Origin of the sequence: Actinospineispora eucalypti (genome assembly GCF_039543365.1) — a bacterium.
GTDB lineage: Bacteria > Actinomycetota > Actinomycetes > Mycobacteriales > Pseudonocardiaceae > Pseudonocardia > Pseudonocardia eucalypti.
This window is the reverse complement of sequence record NZ_BAABJP010000008.1, coordinates 296,736-318,142: the sequence shown is the minus strand read 5'-3', so window position 1 is coordinate 318,142 and position 21,407 is coordinate 296,736. Positions and strand designations below refer to the sequence as shown.

21 protein-coding genes are annotated in these 21,407 nt (G+C 71.6%); 10 read left to right on the top strand and 11 right to left on the bottom strand.

What is annotated here, in order from left to right:
* Positions 1-64 precede the first annotated feature (64 nt).
* The 3 genes from ABEB12_RS12470 (at position 65) to ABEB12_RS12460 (ending at position 3,292) form a co-directional block, all read left to right on the top strand.
* Positions 65-1,573 carry an Nramp family divalent metal transporter gene (locus tag ABEB12_RS12470; protein WP_185061679.1) on the top strand — a complete coding sequence of 503 codons (1,509 nt, stop codon included), beginning with the start codon at positions 65-67 and terminating at the stop codon, positions 1,571-1,573.
* A gap of 91 nt (positions 1,574-1,664) precedes the next feature.
* Positions 1,665-2,141, top strand: a complete 477-nt coding sequence (locus tag ABEB12_RS12465) for a hypothetical protein (RefSeq protein ID WP_345702782.1) — start codon at positions 1,665-1,667, stop codon at positions 2,139-2,141.
* A gap of 26 nt (positions 2,142-2,167) precedes the next feature.
* Entirely contained in the window at positions 2,168-3,292 is a 1,125-nt protein-coding gene (locus tag ABEB12_RS12460) for a calcium:cation antiporter (RefSeq protein ID WP_185061680.1), read from the top strand.
* Positions 3,293-3,370: 78 nt separating this feature from the next.
* Here the strand turns inward: ABEB12_RS12460 and ABEB12_RS12455 are convergent, their stop codons facing one another.
* A complete protein-coding gene (locus ABEB12_RS12455) occupies positions 3,371-3,574 on the bottom strand; it encodes a hypothetical protein (protein WP_185061681.1) in 204 nt (67 codons plus the stop codon).
* Positions 3,575-3,712: 138 nt separating this feature from the next.
* A complete protein-coding gene (locus ABEB12_RS12450; protein ID WP_345702766.1) occupies positions 3,713-4,420 on the bottom strand; it encodes a GntR family transcriptional regulator in 708 nt (235 codons plus the stop codon).
* Positions 4,421-5,073: 653 nt separating this feature from the next.
* On the opposite strand from ABEB12_RS12450, the gene uvrA reads away from it, so the two are divergent.
* On the top strand, positions 5,074-7,977 hold the full coding sequence (gene uvrA, locus ABEB12_RS12445; protein ID WP_185061683.1) for an excinuclease ABC subunit UvrA: 2,904 nt from the start codon (positions 5,074-5,076) through the stop codon (positions 7,975-7,977).
* Positions 7,978-7,993: 16 nt separating this feature from the next.
* On the opposite strand, the gene ABEB12_RS12440 is transcribed toward uvrA, so the two are convergent.
* Genes ABEB12_RS12440 through ABEB12_RS12430 form a run of 3 tightly spaced genes read right to left on the bottom strand, consistent with a single transcriptional unit; the run spans position 7,994 to position 10,145 of the window.
* Complete coding sequence (locus ABEB12_RS12440) at positions 7,994-8,818, bottom strand: maleylpyruvate isomerase family mycothiol-dependent enzyme (RefSeq protein WP_185061684.1); 825 nt, start codon at positions 8,816-8,818, stop codon at positions 7,994-7,996.
* Entirely contained in the window at positions 8,815-9,537 is a 723-nt protein-coding gene (locus ABEB12_RS12435; protein WP_185061685.1) for a mycothiol-dependent nitroreductase Rv2466c family protein, read from the bottom strand. The genes ABEB12_RS12440 and ABEB12_RS12435 overlap by 4 nt, the downstream gene beginning before the upstream one ends.
* A gap of 11 nt (positions 9,538-9,548) precedes the next feature.
* Positions 9,549-10,145: a TetR family transcriptional regulator C-terminal domain-containing protein gene (locus tag ABEB12_RS12430; RefSeq protein ID WP_185061686.1), complete on the bottom strand. Its 597-nt coding sequence runs from the start codon at positions 10,143-10,145 to the stop codon at positions 9,549-9,551.
* 391 nt (positions 10,146-10,536) lie between these two features.
* On the opposite strand from ABEB12_RS12430, the gene infC reads away from it, so the two are divergent.
* The 6 genes from infC (at position 10,537) to pheT (ending at position 16,373) form a co-directional block, all read left to right on the top strand.
* Positions 10,537-11,091, top strand: coding sequence for a translation initiation factor IF-3 (gene infC, locus ABEB12_RS12425; RefSeq protein WP_345702781.1), 555 nt, complete (start codon positions 10,537-10,539; stop codon positions 11,089-11,091).
* Positions 11,092-11,162: 71 nt separating this feature from the next.
* Positions 11,163-11,357 (top strand): 50S ribosomal protein L35, encoded by a 195-nt coding sequence (gene rpmI / locus ABEB12_RS12420; RefSeq protein WP_185061687.1) that lies wholly within the window; start codon positions 11,163-11,165, stop codon positions 11,355-11,357.
* Positions 11,358-11,427: 70 nt separating this feature from the next.
* On the top strand, positions 11,428-11,814 hold the full coding sequence (gene rplT, locus ABEB12_RS12415; protein WP_185061688.1) for a 50S ribosomal protein L20: 387 nt from the start codon (positions 11,428-11,430) through the stop codon (positions 11,812-11,814).
* A gap of 46 nt (positions 11,815-11,860) precedes the next feature.
* Complete coding sequence (locus tag ABEB12_RS12410) at positions 11,861-12,706, top strand: TrmH family RNA methyltransferase (RefSeq protein WP_185061689.1); 846 nt, start codon at positions 11,861-11,863, stop codon at positions 12,704-12,706.
* A 53-nt stretch (positions 12,707-12,759) separates the two neighbouring features.
* A complete protein-coding gene (gene pheS / locus ABEB12_RS12405) occupies positions 12,760-13,854 on the top strand; it encodes a phenylalanine--tRNA ligase subunit alpha (RefSeq protein WP_185061690.1) in 1,095 nt (364 codons plus the stop codon).
* A 41-nt stretch (positions 13,855-13,895) separates the two neighbouring features.
* Positions 13,896-16,373 (top strand): phenylalanine--tRNA ligase subunit beta, encoded by a 2,478-nt coding sequence (pheT, locus tag ABEB12_RS12400; protein WP_185061691.1) that lies wholly within the window; start codon positions 13,896-13,898, stop codon positions 16,371-16,373.
* A gap of 9 nt (positions 16,374-16,382) precedes the next feature.
* Here the strand turns inward: pheT and ABEB12_RS12395 are convergent, their stop codons facing one another.
* The 6 genes from ABEB12_RS12395 to ABEB12_RS12370 form a co-directional block, all read right to left on the bottom strand.
* Positions 16,383-17,180, bottom strand: a complete 798-nt coding sequence (locus tag ABEB12_RS12395; RefSeq protein WP_185061692.1) for a DUF427 domain-containing protein — start codon at positions 17,178-17,180, stop codon at positions 16,383-16,385.
* A gap of 68 nt (positions 17,181-17,248) precedes the next feature.
* Positions 17,249-18,259, bottom strand: a complete 1,011-nt coding sequence (locus ABEB12_RS12390) for a beta-ketoacyl-ACP synthase 3 (protein ID WP_185061693.1) — start codon at positions 18,257-18,259, stop codon at positions 17,249-17,251.
* Between the two features lie 66 nt (positions 18,260-18,325).
* A complete protein-coding gene (locus ABEB12_RS12385; RefSeq protein WP_221498149.1) occupies positions 18,326-18,580 on the bottom strand; it encodes a hypothetical protein in 255 nt (84 codons plus the stop codon).
* Positions 18,581-18,659: 79 nt separating this feature from the next.
* Positions 18,660-19,481: a DUF2804 family protein gene (locus tag ABEB12_RS12380; protein WP_185061695.1), complete on the bottom strand. Its 822-nt coding sequence runs from the start codon at positions 19,479-19,481 to the stop codon at positions 18,660-18,662.
* Positions 19,478-20,428 (bottom strand): prolyl aminopeptidase, encoded by a 951-nt coding sequence (gene pip, locus ABEB12_RS12375; protein WP_185061696.1) that lies wholly within the window; start codon positions 20,426-20,428, stop codon positions 19,478-19,480. Before pip ends, ABEB12_RS12380 begins: the two co-directional genes overlap by 4 nt.
* Positions 20,425-21,309, bottom strand: a complete 885-nt coding sequence (locus ABEB12_RS12370; RefSeq protein WP_185061697.1) for an aminoglycoside phosphotransferase family protein — start codon at positions 21,307-21,309, stop codon at positions 20,425-20,427. The genes pip and ABEB12_RS12370 overlap by 4 nt, the downstream gene beginning before the upstream one ends.
* Positions 21,310-21,407 lie beyond the last annotated feature (98 nt).

The window sequence follows — 21,407 nt, the reverse complement described above, 5'->3', positions numbered from 1 at the left end:
CTGAACCGCCCGCCCACCCCCAACCCGGACGTCACCCGACTGAGCGGCCTACAAGGGAGTTGCCGTGACCACGTCCAAGAACCCCAACCCGGACCTACCCGACACCGCCACCGGCACGGTGGAACCCAAGGAGGAACGTTTCTGGCACGCCGGTGGGCTGGACCCGATGCCCATCCGCAAGTTGCCCGACGCACCGCCGTCCGTTCACCTCATCGGCCCGACCGTCTTCCTGGTCGCGCTGGGTGTGGGTATGGGCGAGTCCTACATGTGGCCCCGGCTGGTGCTGCTGTTCGGCCCGGAGATCCGGTGGCTGTTCCTGATCGGTGTGACCCTGCAGGCCGTGGTCATGCTGGAGATGGCCCGGTACGCCATGGCCACCGGGGAGAGCATCTTCACCGGTGCGGCCCGGGTGTTCAAGCCGTTGATGTGGTTCTTCTTCGTCACGGCGCTGTTGGTCTACATCTGGCCCGGCCACCTTTCCGCCGGGGCGTCCGCGTTCGAGCAGGTCACCGGCATCCCCTGGACGGTGACCGCGATAACCGGGCTGATACTGGTCGGGGTGGTGTTCAGCCTGGCCAAGGTGATCTACAACTTCCTGGAGGGGCTGCTCTCCATCCTGATCGGGTGCCTCGTGGTGGGCACCGCGGTGATCGCCTCACTGGTGGGCACCTGGGGTGACCTGACCTCCACGCTGGGTGGCATGTTCGCCTTCGGGTACTTCCCGGCCGAGGCGTTCTCGCCGGCGTGGTTCCCGGTCATCGTCGGTTCGATCGCGTTCGCCGGGCCGTCCGGCATGCAGCAGATGTGGTACACGCTGCACCTGCGGGAGAGCGGTGCCGGCATGGGCGCGCACATCCCGAAGATCCGCGGCCTGGCGCACGCCGGCGAGCAGGAGGCCATCCCGGCCCGCGGGTTCATGTTCGACACCGACGACCCGAACGAGATGGCCAAGTGGAAGGGCTGGCGGCGCTGGGTCACCTTCGACGCGCTGCTGCTGTTCTGGGGCGTGACCATGCTGGTCACCATCTCGTTCACCGTGCTCGCGCAGTCCGCCGCCCGGCAGAACCCGGACCTGGTGAACCTGCTGCGGGACGGCGAGCGGGAGGTCGCGCTGCAGGCGATGTCCCAGTCCTTCTCCTCGGTCGGCATCCCGGCCCTGGGCGGTGTGTTCCTCGGGTTCATCGCGCTGATCGGCCTGAACGCCACGCTGGGCCTGTTCGACTCGTTCTCCCGGGGCCAGGCGGACATGACCTACAACTTCGTGCCCGGCGCGAAGCGGTTCCGGCTGTCCCACCTGTACGCGTTCTTCCTCTGGGCAGTGATCATTTTCGGGATCTGCATCCTGCTGTTCGGCCCGGCCGACGGACCCGCCGCGATCCTGGACGTGCTGGCCTTCCTGTCCACGTTCGCCATGGGTTCGTACTGCGTGGTGCTGCTGCTGGTGAACAACCGGATGCTGCCCAAGCCGATCCGGCCCAAGCTGTGGACCAACCTGGTCATCGGCTTCGGCGCGGTGTTCTACCTGGGCATGCTGTTCTACAGCTTGATCAGGTTCGGCGTGGTGCTGGACTGAGATGGCTACCGCGCAGATGTCTCGGCAATCCACGATCCGCCACACCCTCGAAGTGGGTGTACCCGGCATAGCCACGGGATTGGTGGCCGGGATGGTAGTCGGCGGGCTGGCCGCCCTGATTGGCCAGCCCGCCGGCTGGGCGGCGACCGGGGCGCTGGTGCTGGGACTGCTCCTGGCGGCCGGCGGGGCGGCGTACGGCGCCCTGCTGGCCCACGGCTGGGCCCGGCCGGGGGTGTTCGCGCCGGCCGCGCTGCTGTGGCTGCTGGCGTTCCCGCTGGCCCGGTTCCTGCACGCCACGTTCACCCCGGTGCTGCTCGGCGGGCCGGTCACCCCGCCGCCCGACGTGTTGGGATTCCTTGCCTATCAGGGAATAGTGAGCATGGGCTACGCCGTCGGGTTCATCTGGTTGCACGAGCGGCTCGCGCCACGCTGGCTGGTCCGGATCCGCGAGCACAACCCGACGGCCGAACGAATACTCGGTGCGTACCTGGCGCACGCTGAGGTGGTGTACCGCCAGCGCGAGCAGCGCAGGGCCAGGCGGCGGGCCGGCCGAGAAAGGGCAGGATGAGCGAGAAAGATCTTGCGGTTGAGAAGGTGACCGACGCACCCGGCGCGGCGATCGCCGCCGCCCAGGCGCCCCAGGGCGTCGCCCGCCGGTTGCGTTGGCTGGCCTACCTCGGCTGGTCGAAGCTCACCCTCCGACGCTTGTTGTGGGCCTCGCTGGCGCTGGTGCCCGTCGCGGTGCTCGCCGCCGTGGCCGGCATGGACGACGTCCCGGTGTTCCTGCTCTCGGTGGCCGCGCTGGTCCCGCTGGCCTGGCTCATCGGTGAGGCGACCGAGCAGGTCGGGGAGTACACCGGGCCGGCCATTGCCGGGCTGCTCAACGCGAGCTTCGGCAACGCCCCCGAGATGATCATCGCGTTGTTCGCGGTGGAGAACGGGCTGTTCGAGGTGGTCCGGGGTTCGCTGTCCGGCAGCGTGATCAGCAACCTGCTGCTGGTGCTCGGGTTCTCCCTGGTGGTCGGCGGCAAGGGCCGGATAGCGCGGCGCAGTGCCTACGCGGCGCTCGGCATGGTGGCGCTGGCCGGGCTGCTGTTCGCGCTGCCCGAGCTGGTCGGCGGGCCGGCCGCGCACGAGCGGCTGACCGCGATCGGCATCGGGGTGGCCGCGGTGTTGTTGGCCATCTACCTGGTGCTGACCGCGTGGTCGGTGGTCAAGGAGGCCCGCGAACAGCGGGCGAGCGGGTCGTCGGGGGAGGCCGACTGGTCGTTGAGGCGCGCGCTCCTGGCCCTCGGCCTGGCCACGCTGGCCACGGTGGCCGTTTCGGAGGTGCTGGTCGGCTCCATCGAGGCGTTCACCCGGGCTTCCGGCCTGTCCGAGCTGTTCTGCTCGGCGGTGATCGTGGCCATCGCCGGCAACGCGGCCGAACACGGCGGAGCGGTGGTGATCGCCGCTCGCGGCGGGGTGAGACTGGCCTCGGAGATCGCCCTGCAGTCCTCCGCGCAGGTCGCGCTGGGGGTGATCCCCGCGGTGATCCTGCTTTCCCTGGTGATCAGTCCCATGCCGCTGTTCTTCAGCGGCGTGGAGTACCTGGGCCTGGCCATCGCGGTCGCGGTACCGGCCCTGTTCCTGCTGCGCGGCCGTACCGCGCGCTGGCAGGGGGCCGGGATGCTGGCCGCCTACGCGGCCATTGTCGCGGTGTTCTATGCCGTCATGTAGTGCGGTGTTACCTGGTGACCGGCGGGTTTTCGGGCCCGCCGGTCACGCTTGTGCGTCGGCGTTGACGCGCATGCCGGCTCAGTGCACCGGGGCGTGACGGCCGTCGCCGGCGTCGCTCACCTGCGCCGGGCGGGCCTGGTCGCTCTGCTCCATCGGCTCGGCACCGCGAGCGCGCTGGGCCCGCAGGGCGGCGGTCAGGCCGACCCCGATGACGCCACCGTCGGCCGAGGCGCCGCCCGGGACGCGCTGGATGGCGGACAACACGGACTTGATCTTGGACATGACTGATAAACCTCCGATACTCGTACTTGTTTCAACATCCGACCCGGAGCTGGGCATCCGGGATCGACCGTTCGCGCGGTGTGTTCCGCGCGACGTTTTGAGCGTGTTACCTGTGGTGGCCGGGTGCCGGCCGGACGGTCAGCCGATGACCCGCTGGGGTTCGTCGACCTCGTCCGACGCCGCGTCCTCGGCCAGGTAGCTGATCCGGGTGTGCTCGGTGTGCTCGGCCATGAGCTTTCCCGCCCGCTCGGCGTCGCCGGCGGCGATCGCGTCGATCAGCGCCTCGTGCTCGGCCCAGGACTGGTTGCCCCGGCTGCGTGCCACCGGCGTGTGCAGCCAGCGCACCCGCTGCGCCACCGTGGAGGCCAGCTCCACCAACACCTTGTTGCCGGACAACCGGGCGATCTCCGCGTGCAACTCGGCGTTGCACCCGATGACCGCTTCCACGTCGTCGCGGGCCAGCGCCTCGACGCCGCGCTGGTAGATGTCCCGCAACCGGGCCACCCCGGCCCTGTCGGCGTTGCGGGCGGCGTTGGCGGCGGACTCGGCCTCGAGCAGCCGCCGCACGGAGAGCAGCTGGTCGGCCTCTTCCGCCGTGGGGGCGTGCACGAAGGCGCCGTGGCCCGGCCGCAGCTCCACCCAGCCGTCGTTCTTCAGCGCCTGCAGTGCCTCGCGCACCGGCTGCCGGGATACCCCGAGCAGGCTGGCGAGCTCGTTCTCCACCAGGTGTTGTCCCGGACGCAGCTCGCGGCTGACAATCATCTCCAGGATCGCGGCCTGCACGCTCTCGCGCAGCGGTACGGGCCGGGCAATTCGCGAGCGGGCCGGCGCGGCTGCCCCGGTCATCGCCATCTCACACTCCAGTGGTTCGTAGTGCAGCCGATCTGGTTTTGGTCGACTGGTTACAGCATACAGTCTGCTCTCAGGGTTGACCGCCGATCGCCTGGTGAGTCCCCTCACCCTCTGTGTGCGCCCCACCACTCTTCCGGTGACGTTGCGTCTGGGCTCTCGTCTGAGACGGGAACCTGCCGTCCCGCGGCTCCTGGGTTCCAAAGACGGCTTGGACGGCTGAGCTGAGTGGTCTGAGACGGGACGAATGAGGCTGGTGCGGCGGGCCCCGGCCCTTCGAGCTGGCCCGGCCGACGTTAGCGGCTCTCGTTCCAGGTTGATCGCCATCCGTGGCGGGGCTGTCGCCTCCGTTTCACGACCGGTACGTGTTGGGGGTAACCGCAAGATCGAATCCCCATGGTGTGACAGTCGCGCAACCGCTGTGACGGATGGTGTGGCGCCGGCGGTCGCGTCATGATCATCAGGGCATGGTGGTCGCTTTTGGGGCCGGCCAGACGGCCCTGAGGTCCTGATGACCATGAAACTAGCGGACAGCAGGCGGGCCATATCTCGGCACTGCGGGCGGGGATGGACGGGGCCGGCTCGCGTTTCTGTCGGGGGTGACTCGTAGCATGGATTTGGTACCCCTCGGTCGTTCGGAAGGGGCTTCTGTGGCCGACCGACTCATCGTTCGTGGCGCGCGCGAGCACAATCTGCGCGGCGTCGACCTGGACCTGCCCAGGGACAGCCTGATCGTGTTCACCGGGCTGTCCGGATCCGGCAAGTCCAGCCTGGCCTTCGACACGATTTTCGCGGAGGGCCAGCGGCGCTACGTGGAGTCGCTCTCCGCCTACGCGCGGCAGTTCCTCGGCCAGATGGACAAGCCCGACGTGGACTTCATCGAGGGCCTTTCCCCGGCGGTGTCCATCGACCAGAAGTCGACCAACCGCAACCCGCGCTCCACGGTCGGCACGATCACCGAGGTCTACGACTACCTGCGGCTGCTCTACGCCCGCGCCGGCGTGCCGCACTGCCCCACCTGCGGGCACGTGATCGAGCGGCAGACGCCGCAGCAGATCGTGGACCAGGTGCTGGCCATGGCCGAGGGCAGCCGGTTCCAGGTGCTGGCCCCGGTGGTGCGCACCCGCAAGGGCGAGTTCGTGGACCTGTTCTCCCAGCTGCAGGCCCAGGGCTACGCCCGGGTGCTGGTGGACGGGGCCGTTCACCAGCTGTCCGACCCGCCGAAGCTGAAGAAGCAGGAGAAGCACGACATCTCCGTGGTGGTCGACCGGCTGTCCGTGAAGGACAGCGCCAAGCAGCGGCTCACCGACTCGGTGGAGACCGCGCTGCGCCTGGCCGACGGCCTGGTGGTGCTGGACTTCGTGGACCTCGACGAGGGCGACCCCGGCCGGGAGCGGCGGTTCTCCGAGCGGATGGCCTGCCCGAACGGGCACCCGGTGGCCATCGACGACCTCGAGCCCCGCACCTTCTCCTTCAACTCGCCGTACGGCGCCTGCCAGGCCTGCTCCGGGCTGGGAGTGAAGAAGGAGGTCGACCCCGAGCTGGTGGTGCCGGACGACGAGCTGAGCCTGGAGGACGGCGCGATCGCGCCGTGGGCCGGGGGCCACTCGGCGGAGTACTTCGGCCGGCTGCTCAAGGCGCTGGCCGAGTCGATCGGGTTCCGCATGGACACCCCGTGGCGGAAGCTGCCGGCCAAGGCGCAGAAGGCGGTGCTGCACGGCACCGAGGACCAGGTGCACGTCCGCTACCTGAACCGGTACGGCCGCGAGCGCTCCTACTACGCCGCGTTCGAGGGCGTGGTGTCGTTCCTCGAACGCCGCATGGAGCAGACCGAGTCGGACGCCATGCGCGAGCGCTACGAGGGCTACATGCGGGAGGTGCCCTGCCCGGCGTGCAAGGGGGCAAGGCTGCGGCCCGAGGTGCTCGCGGTCACGCTGCGCCACCAGGAGCAGGGCGACCGGTCGATCGCCGAGGTCTGCTCGATGTCGGTGGCCGACTGCGCCCGGTTCCTCAGCGGCATGGTGCTCGACTCCCGGCAGGCGATGATCGCCGGGCGGGTGCTCAAGGAGGTACAGGCGCGGCTGGGCTTCCTGCTGGACGTGGGCCTGGACTACCTGTCCCTGGACCGGGCGGCCGGCACCCTGTCCGGCGGCGAGGCGCAGCGTATCCGGCTGGCCACCCAGATCGGGTCCGGACTGGTCGGTGTGCTGTACGTGCTGGACGAGCCGTCCATCGGCTTGCACCAGCGGGACAACCGGCGGCTGATCGAGACGCTGACCAGGCTGAAGAAGCTGGGCAACACGCTGATCGTGGTCGAGCACGACGAGGACACCATCCGGGCGGCGGATTGGTCGGTGGACATCGGCCCCGGCGCGGGTGAGCACGGCGGGCACATCGTGCACAGCGGCCCGGTGGCCGAGCTGGAGGCGCACGACACCTCGCTCACCGGCGCCTACCTCTCCGGCCGGCGGGAGATCGCCACGCCGGCCAAGCGCCGGCCCCGGGACCCGAAGCGGAAGCTCACCATCGTGGGTGCCCGGGAGCACAATCTGCGCGGCATCGACGTGGAGATCCCGCTCGGCTGCCTGGTCGCGGTCACCGGGGTTTCCGGGTCCGGCAAGTCCACGCTGGTCAACGACATCCTGGCCACCGTCCTGGCCAACAAGCTGAACGGCGCGCGGCAGGTGCCCGGGCGGCACACCCGGATCACCGGGCTGGACGGGCTGGACAAGCTGGTCCAGGTCGACCAGTCGCCGATCGGCCGCACGCCCCGGTCCAACCCGGCCACCTACACCGGGGTGTGGGACCACGTGCGCAAGCTGTTCGCGGCCACCACCGAGGCCAAGGTGCGGGGCTACCAGCAGGGACGGTTCTCCTTCAACGTGAAGGGCGGCCGCTGCGAGGCGTGCTCCGGGGACGGCACGATCAAGATCGAGATGAACTTCCTCCCGGACGTGTACGTGCCGTGCGAGGTGTGCAAGGGCGCCCGGTACAACCGGGAGACCCTGGAGGTGCACTACAAGGGCAAGACGGTCTCCGACGTGCTGGACATGCCGATCGAGGAGGCGGCCGAGTTCTTCGCGCCGATCAACTCGATCGCCCGCTACCTGCGGACCCTGAACGAGGTGGGGCTGGGCTACGTGCGGCTCGGCCAGCCCGCGCCGACCCTCTCCGGCGGGGAGGCGCAGCGGGTGAAGCTGGCCAGCGAGCTGCAGAAGCGCTCCAACGGCCGGACCGTCTACATCCTGGACGAGCCGACCACCGGCCTGCACTTCGAGGACATCCGCAAGCTGCTCGCGGTGATCAACGGCCTGGTGGAGAAGGGCAACACCGTCGTGGTCATCGAGCACAACCTGGACGTGATCAAGACGGCGGACTGGATCATCGACATGGGGCCGGAGGGTGGCTCCGGCGGTGGCACGGTGGTGGTGGAGGGCACGCCCGAGCAGGTCGCCGCCCACCCGGCCAGCTACACCGGCGAGTTCCTGGCCCGGCTGGTCACCCCCGCGACCGCGGCCGCGCCGAAGCGCGGCCGCAAGGCCACGGTGGGCTGATCAAGGCGTAGCCCGGTCAGATGGTGAAGGACAGGTTCAGCGCGATGCGCCGGCCCAGATCGGTGTCGCCGGACAGTTGCACCTCGGAGAGGTGCTCCGCCGGGTCCACCCGGCCACCGGTGAGCCTGGTAAACAGGTTGGACGTCATGGCCACCGTCGCGGTGGCCGGCCGGGACAGCTGATCGACCGCCTTGGCCCGGCCGTCCACCTCGACGTGGAAGTCCCGGTGCACCGGGCCGGTCAGCCGCAGGGTGACCGCGCTGCCGTCCGGTGCGCCGGCCCGTTTGCCGATCAGGAAACCGACCGCGCCGGCCACCTCGTCCAGCGCCATCTCCGCGCACGGCCCGCCGTCGTGCCCCGGCCGGTCCAGGGTGGCCCGGATGTCCTGTTCGTGCAGCCAGCAGTCGAACAGCCGGATGCGCATGAACCGGGCGTAGGTGTCCTCCCCGGCCGGTGTCCAGGCCGTGCGGAAGAAGTCCTCGTCGGACATCCCGCGCAGCACGCCGAGCCGGTGGTCGGTGATGCCGACGAACCGGTCCAGCACCCGGCCCGGTTCCTCCGGGCGGATGGAGAGCACCCAGCGCTCGTTCATCGCGGCGATCTGGTTGCGCACGTGCGGCAGGCCCATCGGGTCCTCGGCCGGCTCGGGCGGCGTCTGGCCGTCCAGCCACGACTCGGTGCCGATCATGTGAGCCACCACGTCCTGCACCGACCAGCCGGGCAGGACGCTCGGCGCTCGCCAGTCCGCGTCGGCCAACTCACCCAACAGCGCGGCCAGTGAGGCCCACTCCTCGCCGAGGTTGTCGACCACGGTCCGCCGGTCGATCGCCGGTGCGGTCATGCCCTTGCCTCCTCGACGGTGGGGAACTCGACGAGCTCGCCCCGGTTGATGCTGACCCAGTCCCGGCCGCTCAGGTAGGGCCGCAGGCGATCGGCGATCACCGCCTCGTCGGCCGGTGACTTGGGCCGCTGGAGTTCGTAGACGTGCGGGAACTCCAGCATTCCGAGGACGGTCCGCCACAGCCGCTCGGCGGCCGCCCCGGTCGGCGGGTCCACCAGCACCGGGCCGAACAGGCACTGGTCGGCGGGTAGCCCCGGTGCGCTCACGAACAGCGTGGGCACGCCGAAGCCGCCGCGCCCGACCACCTTGGCGTGCTCGGCGCGGATCTCGTCGTGCGTGGACGGGTCGGCCAGCGCCTCGTCCAGCAGGGAGGGCTCGACGCCGATCTCGGTGAGCAGCCGGCGCGCCACCTCCGGGTCGTGTGGCTTGCCGCCCCGCTCGTGCAGGGTGGAGCCGGTGAGCCGGTACCAGGCGTCCAGCAACGCCATGTCCCGGCGGCGCAGCAGCACGCCGATGCGCATCAGCGACCAGCCGTAGGACCAGGGCCGCTCCCAGGGGTGCTTCTTGCCCTCGGCGCGGTTCACCTCCTCCAGGCTGAAGAACCGCCAGCGCACGGTGAGGTCCACCCGCTCGCGGACCTCACGCAGCCACCGCGAGGTGTGGTACGCGAACGGACACATCGGGTCGAAATGGAAGTCGACAACGGTCGGATCGGTCATCCACGGCTCCTTTACCGGGTGATCAGGAAGCTGTCGATCACGGTGCCGAGGTCGTCCCGGATGCTCCGGGCGCTGTCCCCGCGCACCTTGGCCAGCAGGATCAGGCCCTGGATCTGGGCGAGCAGTGCGCGCGCCACCCGGTCGGGGTCCAGGCCGGGGCGCAGCGCGCCGTCGGCCGCCACCTCCCGGCAGATCTGGGCCAGCCGGGCCTCCCAGCCGGCGAGGGCGTCGGCCACATGCGCGCGCACCTCGTCGTCGGTGGTGGCCAGCTCGGCCGCCAGGTTGCCGAACGGGCAGCCGACGATCCGGCCGAACTTGCCCTCGAACGCCGACTGGATGGTGAACACGGCGTCGGCGGCGGCGCGCAGCCGGTCGGCCCCGGGGTCCCGCTGGGCCTCGGCCATCCGCCGGTGGAACTCGCCGGCGTGCAGGTCCACGACCGCCTTGGCCAGCTCCACCTTGGACGGGAAGTAGTGGTAGAAGCTGCCCCGGCGCACGTCGGCCGCCTCACACAGGTCGGCCACCCCGACGCCGGCGTAGCTGCGCGCGAGGAACAGCCGCGCCGCGCTGCGCACGATGCGCTCGCGGGTGTCCACGGGTCGGGGCATGCCCGGCACGCTATCGACTAGTTGACCGGTCGGTCAAGGGTGGGCGTGGCGCGGTGCGGTTGTGTGGACCGGCACTGCTATGATGGCCGCACGACCAGTTCGTCGCGCTTGCGTGGCGGGCGGCAAGAGGAGCCCCGCTCCCACCCAGTATCGCTGAGATTTCTGGGTCCGGTCCTACCGTCGGTGACGGCGGTGGTGGTGCGAACGTCCGATATCTGGGCGTTCGCCGGCCGGTCGATGCGGGCCTCGACGCCACGATATCCGGGTGGCGGCGGGGCCTTTGTCGTGGATCGGGAATCCAGGGGCGTTCGGCGACGTTGCCCAGCGTGATCGTGGCTGGTGCTCGTCGGCGAGTGCCCCGCGAGGAACCCGATCCACAAGAGGAGAACCCATCAGCACAGAAACGCGCATCAACGACCGCATCCGGGTGCCCGAGGTACGTTTAGTCGGGCCGAACGGTGAGCAGGTCGGCATCGTGCGCATTGAAGACGCCCTCCGCCTTGCGCGGGAGGCCGACCTCGACCTGGTCGAGGTCGCCGCCCAGGCGCGTCCGCCGGTCTGCAAGCTCATGGACTACGGCAAGTTCAAGTACGAGAGCGCGCAGAAGGCCCGCGAGTCGCGTCGCAACCAGCAGCTGACCGTGATCAAGGAGCAGAAGCTCCGCCCGAAGATCGACACCCATGACTACGAGACCAAGAAGGGCCACGTGCGGCGCTTCCTCGAGCATGGGAACAAGGTCAAGGTGACGATCATGTTCCGCGGCCGGGAGCAGTCCCGCCCGGAGCTGGGCTTCCGGCTGTTGCAGCGACTGGCGGAGGACATCAGCGATCTCGGCGTGGTCGAGGCCGCTCCGAAGCAGGACGGCCGGAACATGACGATGGTGATCGCGCCGCACAAGAACAAGGCGAAGCCAGTAAAGCCCGCCGCGGCGACCAGCGACTCCTAGCCGCCCCGATCGGCGCCGGCGCAAGCCCGGCGCGCCCAGCGTCACCGAAGTAGAACAGCGAGGAATTCGTCATGCCCAAGAACAAGACGCACAGCGGGATTTCGAAGCGGGTCAAGGTCACCGGCAGCGGCAAGCTGCGGCGGCAGAAGGCCGGCCTGCGGCACCTGCTCGAGCGCAAGTCCAGCGTGCAGACCCGCCGGCTTTCCGGCACCACCGAGGTCGCGCCCGCTGACGCCAAGCGGGTCCGCAAGCTGCTCGGCGGCTGAATCCGAGCCGAGGTAACCCAACCCCGACCCGGCGGCCAGCCCGCCCAGATGACCGAATGAGGATGAACCAGTGGCACGCGTGAAGCGGGCGGTCAACGCCCAGAAGAAGCGGCGGGCGACGCTCGAACTGGCCAGCGGGTACCGCGGCCAGCGTTCCCGGCTGTACCGCAAGGCCAAGGAGCAGGTGCTCCACTCGCTGAACTACGCCTACCGTGACCGGCGCGCGCGCAAGGGGGACTTCCGCCAGCTGTGGATTACCCGGATCAACGCCGCCGCCCGCGCGAACGGCATCACCTACAACCGCTTCATCCAGGGCCTGCGCCTGGCCGAGGTGGAGGTTGACCGCAAGATCCTGGCCGAGCTCGCGGTCAACGACCCGGCCGCCTTCGCCGCGCTGGTCGAGGTGGCCAAGGCCAACGTGCCGGCGAGCAAGGACAAGGACGACTCCGCGGCCTGACCGGCCGACCGGAGCGAATCGGATAGCGGAGCGGACGCGGCCGGCCATGCCGGAGGTATGCACCGAACGCACGCCACGGGTGGCGGCCGCCCGCAAGCTGTTGCGCCGAGCCGGCCGGGAGCGCGCCGGTCGCTTCCTCGCCGAGGGTGCGCAGGCGGTAGGGGCGGCGCTGGCCGCTCCCTCCGCCGACGGCCGGCCCGGTGCCCGAGTGTTCGAGCTGTTCGTCACCCGGGGCGCCGCCGACCGGAACCAGGGCCTGCTCGCGGATGCGCACCGGGCCGGGATCGCGGTGTCCGAGGTCACCGACCGCGCCGCCGAGGCACTCTCCGAGACGGTCACCCCGCAGGGGCTGATCGCGGTGTGCGCGCTGGTGGACCGGCCGCTGGACGAGGCGCTGGCCGGGCACCCGGAGCTGGTGGTCGTGCCGGTCGATGCGTCCGAGCCGGGCAACCTGGGCACGGTGATCAGGGTCTCCGACGCGGCCGGGGCGGACGCGGTGCTGCTGGCAGGCGACGGCGTGGACCCGCACAACGGCAAGTGCGTGCGCGGCTCGGTGGGCAGCCTGTTCCACCTGCCGATCGCCCGGGACCGGGACGTGGCGGCGGTGCTGGCCGGCTGCCGGCGCGCGGGGTTGCGCCTGCTCGCGGCCACGGCGGCCGGGGAGCACGATCTGCACGACCCGGCCACCGAGGATCTCCTTCGCGGGCCGTGCGCATGGCTGTTCGGCAGTGAGGCGCACGGGCTGCCCGCCGATGTCGTCGCTCAGGCGGACGCGCGCGTGCGGGTGCCGATCTACGGCCGGGCGGAGAGCCTGAACCTGGCCACGGCGGCCGCGGTGTGCGTATATGCGACGGCCAGGGCACGGCGGCCGGCTAGGATTTCTGCCACGTGATTCCCGATCCACCCGAAACCCCCACCAGCAAAGAGAGCGCGGCTCGTTCCGACATGTCCGGTGTGAACGACAACTACGACCCTAAAGAGGTCGCCGCCCTGCAACCCGAGGCGCTCGCCGCCGCCGTGGACCGCGCCAAGAAGGCGTTCGCCGAGGCCGCGGATCTGGGCGCGCTGGCGGCGGTGAAGTCGGCGCACCTCGGCGACCGTTCGCCCGTGCTGTCGGCGCGCCGGGAGATCGGCGCGCTGCCGCCGCAGGCCAAGGCCGACGCCGGCAAGCGGGTGAACGAGGCGCGCGTCGCGGTGCAGGAGGCCTTCGACGCCCGGCGCGCCGAGCTGGTCACCGAGCGGGACGCCCGGGTGCTGGCCGAGGAGCGGGTCGACGTCACGCTGCCCTGGGACCGGATCGGCCGGGGCGCCCGGCACCCGATCACCCAGCTCTCCGAGCGGATCGCCGACGTGTTCGTCGGCATGGGCTGGGAGCTGGCCGAAGGTCCCGAGGTGGAGACCGGCTGGTTCAACTTCGACGCGCTGAACTTCGGCAAGGACCACCCGGCGCGGGCGATGCAGGACACCTTCTACATCGCGTCCGGGCGGAACGGCAAGCCGGACACCGAGGGCGACTCGGACCTGGTGCTGCGGACCCACACCTCGCCGGTGCAGGTCCGCGCGCTGCTGGAGCGCCCGCTGCCGGTCTACGTGGTGTGCCCGGGGCGCACCTTCCGCACCGACGAACTGGACGCCACGCACACCCCGGTGTTCCACCAGGTGGAGGGCCTCGCGGTGGACGAGGGCATCACCATGGCCCACCTCAAGGGCACGCTGGACGCGTTCGCCCGGGCGATGTTCGGCCGGGAGTCCAAGACCCGGCTGCGCCCGTCGTACTTCCCGTTCACCGAGCCGTCGGCCGAGGTCGACGTGTGGTTCCCGGAGAAGAAGGGCGGCGCCGGCTGGGTGGAGTGGGGTGGCTGCGGCATGGTTAACCCGAACGTGCTGCGCGCCTGCGGCGTGGACCCCGAGCGCCACAGCGGCTTCGCCTTCGGCATGGGGCTGGAGCGCACGCTGCAGTTCCGCAACGGCCTGCCGGACATGCGGGACATGATCGAGGGCGACGTGCGGTTCAGCGCCGCGTTCGGCATCGGCGGCTGACACTTACTCCCCGGTTCGGGGCACTGGCAAGGAGCGTTGACGTGCGGGTTTCGGTCTCATGGCTGGCCGACCAGGTCGAGCTGCCGAGCGGCATCACGGCCGAGCAGATCGGTGAGGCGTTCGTCCGGGTGGGCCTGGAGGTTGAGGAGATCCACCATCCGCCGGTGGTGAGCGGGCCGCTGCGGCTGGGCCGGGTGCTGTCGTTCGAGGAGCTGCCGGACCTGAAGAAGCCGATTCGGTACTGCCAGGTCGAGGTGGGCGAGATCGCGCCCAGGGGCATCATCTGCGGCGCCACCAACTTCGCCGAGGGCGACCTGGTGGTCGTCGCGCTGCCCGGCACCGTGCTGCCCGGCGACTTCGCCATCACCGCCCGCAAGACCTACGGCCACGTTTCGGACGGCATGATCTGCTCGCTCAAGGAGCTGGAGCTGGGCAGCGACCACACCGGGATCCTGGTGCTGCCGCCGGAGACCGGGGAGCCGGGCCAGGACGCGCGCGAGGCGCTGGGCCTGGACGACCCGATCATCGAGCTGAACATCACCCCGGACCGGGGCTACTGCTTCTCGGTGCGGGGCCTGGCCCGCGAGCTGGCCTGCTCGCTGGACACGCACTTCCGGGACCCGGCGCGGATCGAGGTGCCGGAGGCCGAGGGCGAGGCCTGGCCGGTGCGGCTGGACGACCCGGCCGGCTGCCGCCGGTTCGTGGCCCGGCGGGTCACCGGGGTGAACCCGAAGGCGCCCAGCCCGTGGTGGATGCGCCGCCGGCTGCTCGCCGCCGGGGTGCGGCCGATCTCGCTGGCCGTGGACGTGACCAACTACGTGATGATGGAGCTGGGCCAGCCGTTGCACGCCTACGACACGGCGACCCTCACCGACGACATCGTCGTGCGCCGGGCCAAGGCGTCGGGGGAGAAGCTCACCACGCTGGACGACGCCGCCCGGGAGCTGGACCCGGACGACCTGCTGATCACCGACGGCAGTGGCCCGATCGGCCTGGCCGGGGTGATGGGCGGGGCCAGCACGGAGATCTCCGACAACACCGACGACGTGCTGCTGGAGGCGGCCAACTTCGAGCCCGCCGTGATCGCCCGGGGGGCACGCCGGCACAAGCTGCCCAGCGAGGCGTCCCGGCGGTTCGAGCGGGCGGTCGACCCGGAGCTGCCCCCGGTGGCCGCCGAGCGGGCGGCCAGCCTGCTGGTGCGCTACGGCGGCGGCGCGATCTCGGCCGGCCGGACCGACGCCGGCCAGGCGCCCGCGCCGGCGCCGGTGGTGATGCCGCTGGAGCTGCCGGACCAGGTTGCCGGCGTGCGCTACGAGCGCGGCGTGACGGCACGGCGGCTGGGTCAGATCGGCTGCGCGGTCGAGCTGCGGTCCTCCGCCGGAAACGCCGAGATCGTGGCCACGCCGCCGAGCTGGCGGCCCGACCTGCTGGCGCCGGCCGACCTGGTCGAGGAGGTGCTGCGACTGGAGGGCCTGGAGCAGATCCCCTCGGTCCTGCCGCTGGCCCCGCCCGGGCGCGGGCTGACCCTGGCCCAGCGGCGGCGGCGCAATGTGTCCCGCACGCTGGCCGAGGCCGGGTACGTCGAGGTGATTCCGTTCCCGTTCCTCTCCGGCGCGGTGTTCGACGCGTTCGGCTGTGCGGAGGACGACGCCCGCCGGCGCACGCTGCGGCTGCTCAACCCGCTGGACGCGGAGCGCGGCGAGCTGGCCACCACGCTGCTGCCCGGGTTGCTCGAGGCGCTGACCCGCAACGTGTCCCGGGGCCTCACCGACACCGCGCTGTTCCACATCGGCCAGGTGGTGCTGCCGCAGGCCGAGCCGAAGCCGGTGCCGTCGGTGCCGGTGCACACCCGGCCCACCGACGAGCAGATCCGCGGCCTGCTGGCCGCCCTGCCGGCGCAGCCGCTGCACGTCGCCGTGGCGCTCACCGGGATGCGCGAGCGGCCCGGCTGGTGGGGGCCGGGGCGCCCGGCCACCTGGGCGGACGCGGTGGAGGCCGCCCGGCTGGTGGCCGAGGCGGCGGGCGTCGAGCTGACCGTGGCCGCCGCCGAGCTGGCTCCCTGGCACCCCGGCCGGTGCGCCGCGCTGCGGGTGAACGAGTGGCCGGTCGGCTACGCCGGCGAGCTGCACCCGAAGGTCACCGAGGCGCTGGGCCTGCCCGCCCGCACCTGCGCCATGGAGCTGGCGCTGGACGCCCTGCCGCTGACCGAGCCGCGCCCGGCGCCGAGCGTCTCGCCCTTCCCTCCGGTGCTGCTGGACGTGGCGCTGGTCGTGGACGCCGCGCAGCCCTCGGCCAAGGTGGCCGAGGCGCTGCGCGAGGGGGCCGGCGAGCTGCTCGAGCACCTGCGCCTGTTCGACGTGTACACCGGCGACCAGGTGGGCGAGGGCAAGCGTTCGCTGGCCTTCACCATGCGGATGCGCGCGCCGGACCGCACCCTCACCCGCGAGGAGGCCACCGCCGCCCGCGACGCCGCCGTAGCGGTCGCCGCCGAGCGATGCGGGGCCACCGTCCGGGCCTAGTGTCCTGAGTCAGACCGGTTTGCCGTCGACCTCGACGGTGATTCCGTCGTGGAGGAAGCTGCGGTGGCCGGCCAGGCGGGCTGCTTCGGGCAAGGGGTGTTCGTAGCCCCATACCGCGTCGGTCAGCTTCTCGCCGGCCACGGTGGGTGTCCAGTAGCTGGCCCAGCCCTTGTAGGGGCAAACCGTGCGCGTGTCGGTGGCGGTCAGCAGGTCGCCTCGGATGTCCGCCACCGGCAGGTAGTACCGGTTGGGCAGCCCGGTCTCGGAGAGCAGCAGGGCGCGGGTGGATTCGGCTAGCAGCTGGTCGCCGGCGAGCACACGCACGGGCTGGCTGGTGGCCCGGATGTCCACCCGGTGGAACGGGTCGGTCAGGTGCCCGACGGCCTCGTCGTCCTCGTCCAGCCAGCGGTCCACCCGCGACCAGTAGAGCGCCGCGTACCCGGCCAGCCAGGAGGCCGACCCGATCGGCTCCGGGTAGTGCCAGACCGCGTTCTCCGCCACCCGGTCGCCGACCACGATGGACCGGTACGAGGCGTCCCCCTTGAACGGGCAGTGCGTGTGGTGGTCGGTGGCCTTGAGCAGGTCGGTTCGCAGGTCCGCCTCGGGTACGTAGAGCTGCGGCAGCAGGCCGGTCTCGTGCAGGAGCACCCCGTCCCGGGTGTCCAGCACGGTCTCCCCGGCGAACTCGGCGCGCACCCGGCGCGGGAACGGGTGCATCAGCAGGCGGTGCTTCGGGCCGTCGATCCGGTAGTTGGTGAGCTGGTCCTCGGTGCCGGCCAGTGGTCCCGGCCGGTGGGTGAGCGTCATACCGGTCCTCCCAGTCGCGTCTAAGCCTCTCGGGTTATGACCACCCGGCGCGCCCGGTTGTTCCCGGCTCAGGCCGCCCTTCGCGCCCTGGCCGAGGCGGACCAGCGCAGCATCGCCGCCGCCATCGACATTCCGCCGCCGAACGCGGCCAGCAGCACGGTCTCGCCGGGGGCGACCCCGGCGCCCCGGACCGTGTCGTCCAGGGTGATCGGCACCGATGCGGCGCCGGTGTTGCCGTAGTCCCAGACGCTCGTCCGGATCGCCTCGGACAGCCCGGCCCGGCCGGCGAGGTCGGCCAGCATCAGGCCGTTGGCCTGGTGCGGCACGAAGTGGTCAACCTCCTCGGCGGCCAGTTCGCTGGCCCCCATGACCTCGCGCAACAGCGGCGGCACGTGCGTGGAGACGTAGTCCTTCACCTCCCGGCCGATCATCCGGAAGTACTGCGCGCCGGCGTCCAGCATGGCCGGCGACGGCGGCATCCGGCTGCCCCCACCGGGCACCTCGATCAGTCCCCGGGAGCCGCCGTCGGAACGCATTCGCACCGCCAGCATGCCGTGTCCGGCGGGCACCGGACCCAGCACCACCGCGCCGGCTCCGTCGCCGAACAGGACGGCGGTGCGCCGGTCGGTGGGGTCCAGGATGCGGCTGTAGATGTCCGCCCCGACCACCAGCCCGTAGCCTCCGCCGTCGCCGCCGAGCAGCCGCCCGGCGGTGGCCAGCCCGAACAGGAAGCCGCTGCACACCGCGTTCAGGTCGAACGCGGCCGCGTTCCGGGCCCCGATCAGGTGCTGCACGAGGCAACCGGTTGCCGGTTGCGGCTGGTCCGGGGTGGACGTGGCGACCACCAGGTAGCTCAGGTCGGCGGCTTCGATTCCGGCGGCCTCCAGCGCGGCGTCGGCGGCCCGGGCGGCCAGGTCGGACGTGGCCTGCTCCGGCGCGGCCCGGCGGCGCGACCGGATGCCGGTCTTGCGCTCGATCCACTCCGCGTCGACGCCGGCCGGGACGGCGACCTCGGCGTTCTCCACCACCCGGGTGGGCAGGTAGCTGCCGGTTCCCAGCACACCGATCGGTTCGACCATGGCGGACCTGCCTTCTTCGGCCTGTACTCGCCAGTAGTTTACTGCCTGGTAACTTCCCGTGCAGGTTTACTGCGCCATCAACGGGCGGGCGTTCGCCGGCACGATCAGCGACAGCTGGTGCGGGCAGATCTGCCAGAACCGGTCTTCCGGGTTGCCCCAGCGCCAGGCGTCGGCCAGGCGGGTGGCGGCATCCGGGTCCACCACGCGGCGGGGGCGCGGGCGCATCCCGCACCGGCTGCGCACCTCGCGGTCCAGCGCCTGCCAGGCGGCGTCCGCGCTGGTGTGCACGCTGACGGTCGCCGGACCGCGCTCATCGCCCATCGTCAAGGTGTAAACACTAACCACGTCGTACGGCACCTTGCCCGCCCCTCCGCCTTCACCCCGCGTTCAGCCCAACGAGCTACCACCGGGCGAGATGCCACTCCATCACACCGAACCCCTCGGCGAGCTCCAACCCGCCGGGCAGCCGGCCGGTGAATACGCCGAACGGCTGCACGTACTCGCTGCGCACCAGACCACCGAGTACCCGTTCGTCGCGTCGGCGAACCGCTTCCGCGACGAACCGGAGATCTCCGCCGTCCGGGCTGATGACCTGGTCCAGCCGGGTGGAGAACCGCACCGGCGGCACCGAATGCGGCATCCCCGAGGTCCACACCGTGCGCTCGGTGAGCGGTTCCACGTCGTGCACGCCGGCGACCAGGTTCCAGGTGACCGGCTGCCCGTCGGTGGACAGGCCGACCCCGGCGCACCATCGCCACTCGGTGTCCCTGGCGTGGTAGCCGGCCGAGTCGTCGACCAGCCCGCGCGCCCGGACCGCGAGCTCCCGGCCGTCCAGCGCCACCGTGCCGGTGACCAGCGCCGGGGCCTTGCGGGTCCAGATGTATGAGCGGCCGTGCGGGGAGACCAGCGTGACCGGCCGCTCGTCCTCGCGCACCCGCAGGTCGAGGCGCAGGTTGTGGGCGCGCACCCGCAGCTCGTCCGCCGGCTGGCCGGGGGTGCCCAGGCCGACGCCGCCCCGGCCGAGCACGGTGCGTTCGGTGAGCAGGTCGCGCCGGCGGTCCCACACCGCCCAGAACGACTGGACGGCCGGACCGACCCGCACCGAGCCGAGGCACAGGGACAGTTCCGGGCCGTACACCCCGACGTACCGCCAGAGCTTGCGCGGCCGCCCGTCCCGCCACAGCGGCATCGGGTCGGGCGGGACCGGTCGGCCGCGGGTCATCGCCGACCGGCGAACCGGTCGGTGGCCTCCAGCAGCGGGGCGAGCAGGCCGGGTCCGCTGTGGCCGTCACCGACCAGCACCAGTTCCGCGTCCGGCCAGGCCCGGGACAGCCGCCAGGCGAACTCGGCCGGGCTGCTGATGTCCAGCCGGCCGTGGATGAGCACGCCGGGGGTCCTGGCCAGGCGATCGGCGTTCCGCACCAGCGCATCTTCCGCCAACCAGGCCCCGTGCGCCCAGTAGTGCGTGACCAACCTGGCGAACACCATGCGGAACGCCGGGTCCTGGAACATCGGGTACGGCCGGTGGTCCGGGTAGGTGGCCACGTGGGTGTCCTCCCAGGCGCACCAGTCCCGCGCGGCGCGTTCGCGCACGGCCGGGTCGGGATCGGCGAGCAGCCGGCGGTAGGCGTCGGAAAGGTTGCCCTCCCGCTCCGCCTCGGGTACCCCGTCCCGGAACCGCGCCCATTCGGCGGGGAACACCCGGCCCATCTCCCGGGTGATCCACTCGATCTCCCGCCGAGTGCTGCCCACCAAGCTGAGCAGCACCAGCTCCGACACCCGCGCCGGGTGGGCCTGCGCGTAGGCCAGGCCGAGCGTGCTGCCCCAGGAGCCGCCGCAGACCAGCCAGCGGTTGATGCCCAGGTGCTCGCGCAGCCGCTCCAGGTCGGCGACCAGGTGCGCGGTGGTGTTGGCGCTCAGGTCTCCCGTCGCGGCCGACGGGGTGCTGCGCCCGCAGCCGCGCTGGTCCAGCAGCACGATCCGGTACCGCTCGGGGTCGAACCACTGCCGGTGCCCGGGGCGGCTGCCGCCTCCGGGTCCGCCGTGCAGCACCACGGCGGGTTTGCCGTCGGGGTTGCCCGAGCACTCCCAGTAGATCCGCTGGCCGTCGCCGACGTCGAGCAGGCCGTGCCGGTACGGCTCGACGGGTGGATAGGGCTCTCGGCTCATGCCGGCGCGATCCGGGCGGCGACCACGCCCAGCTCGGGCCGCCAGATGCCCTCCTGCACGCAGCGGGCGAACAACCAGGCGCGCAGGCGCTCGCGGTCCAGGTCCAGCAGGCCGGCCATCCGGTCGGTGAACCCGATCGGGTCGGCGATCAGCCGGCCCGGGCAGTTGAGCATGTGCTGCAGCGGGTCGTAGTGCGGGTCGCCCAGGTACGGCTTGGGGTCGATGACCAGCCACGGCCGCCGGTCGCCGGCCAGGATGTTCTCCGCGTGCAGGTCGGTGCACAGCAGCACGGAGGCCGGTGCGGAACGGGGCAGCTCGCGGAACAGCGCGGTCCCGGCCCGGGCCAGGCCGGGATCCAGGTCGCCGGGTTCGTAGTCCTCCTCGAACTCGTCGGCCCACTGGTCGCACATCACGTGCAGCGGACGGAACGGGTGACCGTCCGCCGGATGCCGCCAGAGGTTGCGCAGCAGTCCGGCGACGATCTCGTCGCGCTCCGGCTCGGCGCGCAGCCGGGCCAGCGGGGTGCCCGGCCGGCAGTGCTCCAGCAGCATCGCGCTGGTGTGGTCGAACCGCTCCGCCCGGTACAGCAGGGCGGTGCCGTCGCCGTCCCACTCACGCAGGCCTTCGGCTTCGTGCAGGGTTTCGGGGCCGGCCCAGCTGACCTTGAGCACCCGGGCCTCGCCGTCACGGTCGCTCGCCGGGGCCACCCAGGAGATCGTGCCGCCGGGTTCGAACGGAGGGTCCAGCCGCAGTTCCCAGCGTTCGGTCAGCTCGGCGATCGTGCCGGGCAGCCGGCGCAGCCACTCCTCACGTTCCGGGTCTTCGTCCTCCTCGATGGACTCGCGCAGGTTTCGGGGGATGGGGAAGGGAACAGCGGTCACGGCACCCTCGGCTTGCACATGCGTTCAGCATGCCCGAGCGGTGCAACCGCATTACCGAGCGCGGAACGCGCTGGGCCGGCCGGCTCGCCGTCCGCGCA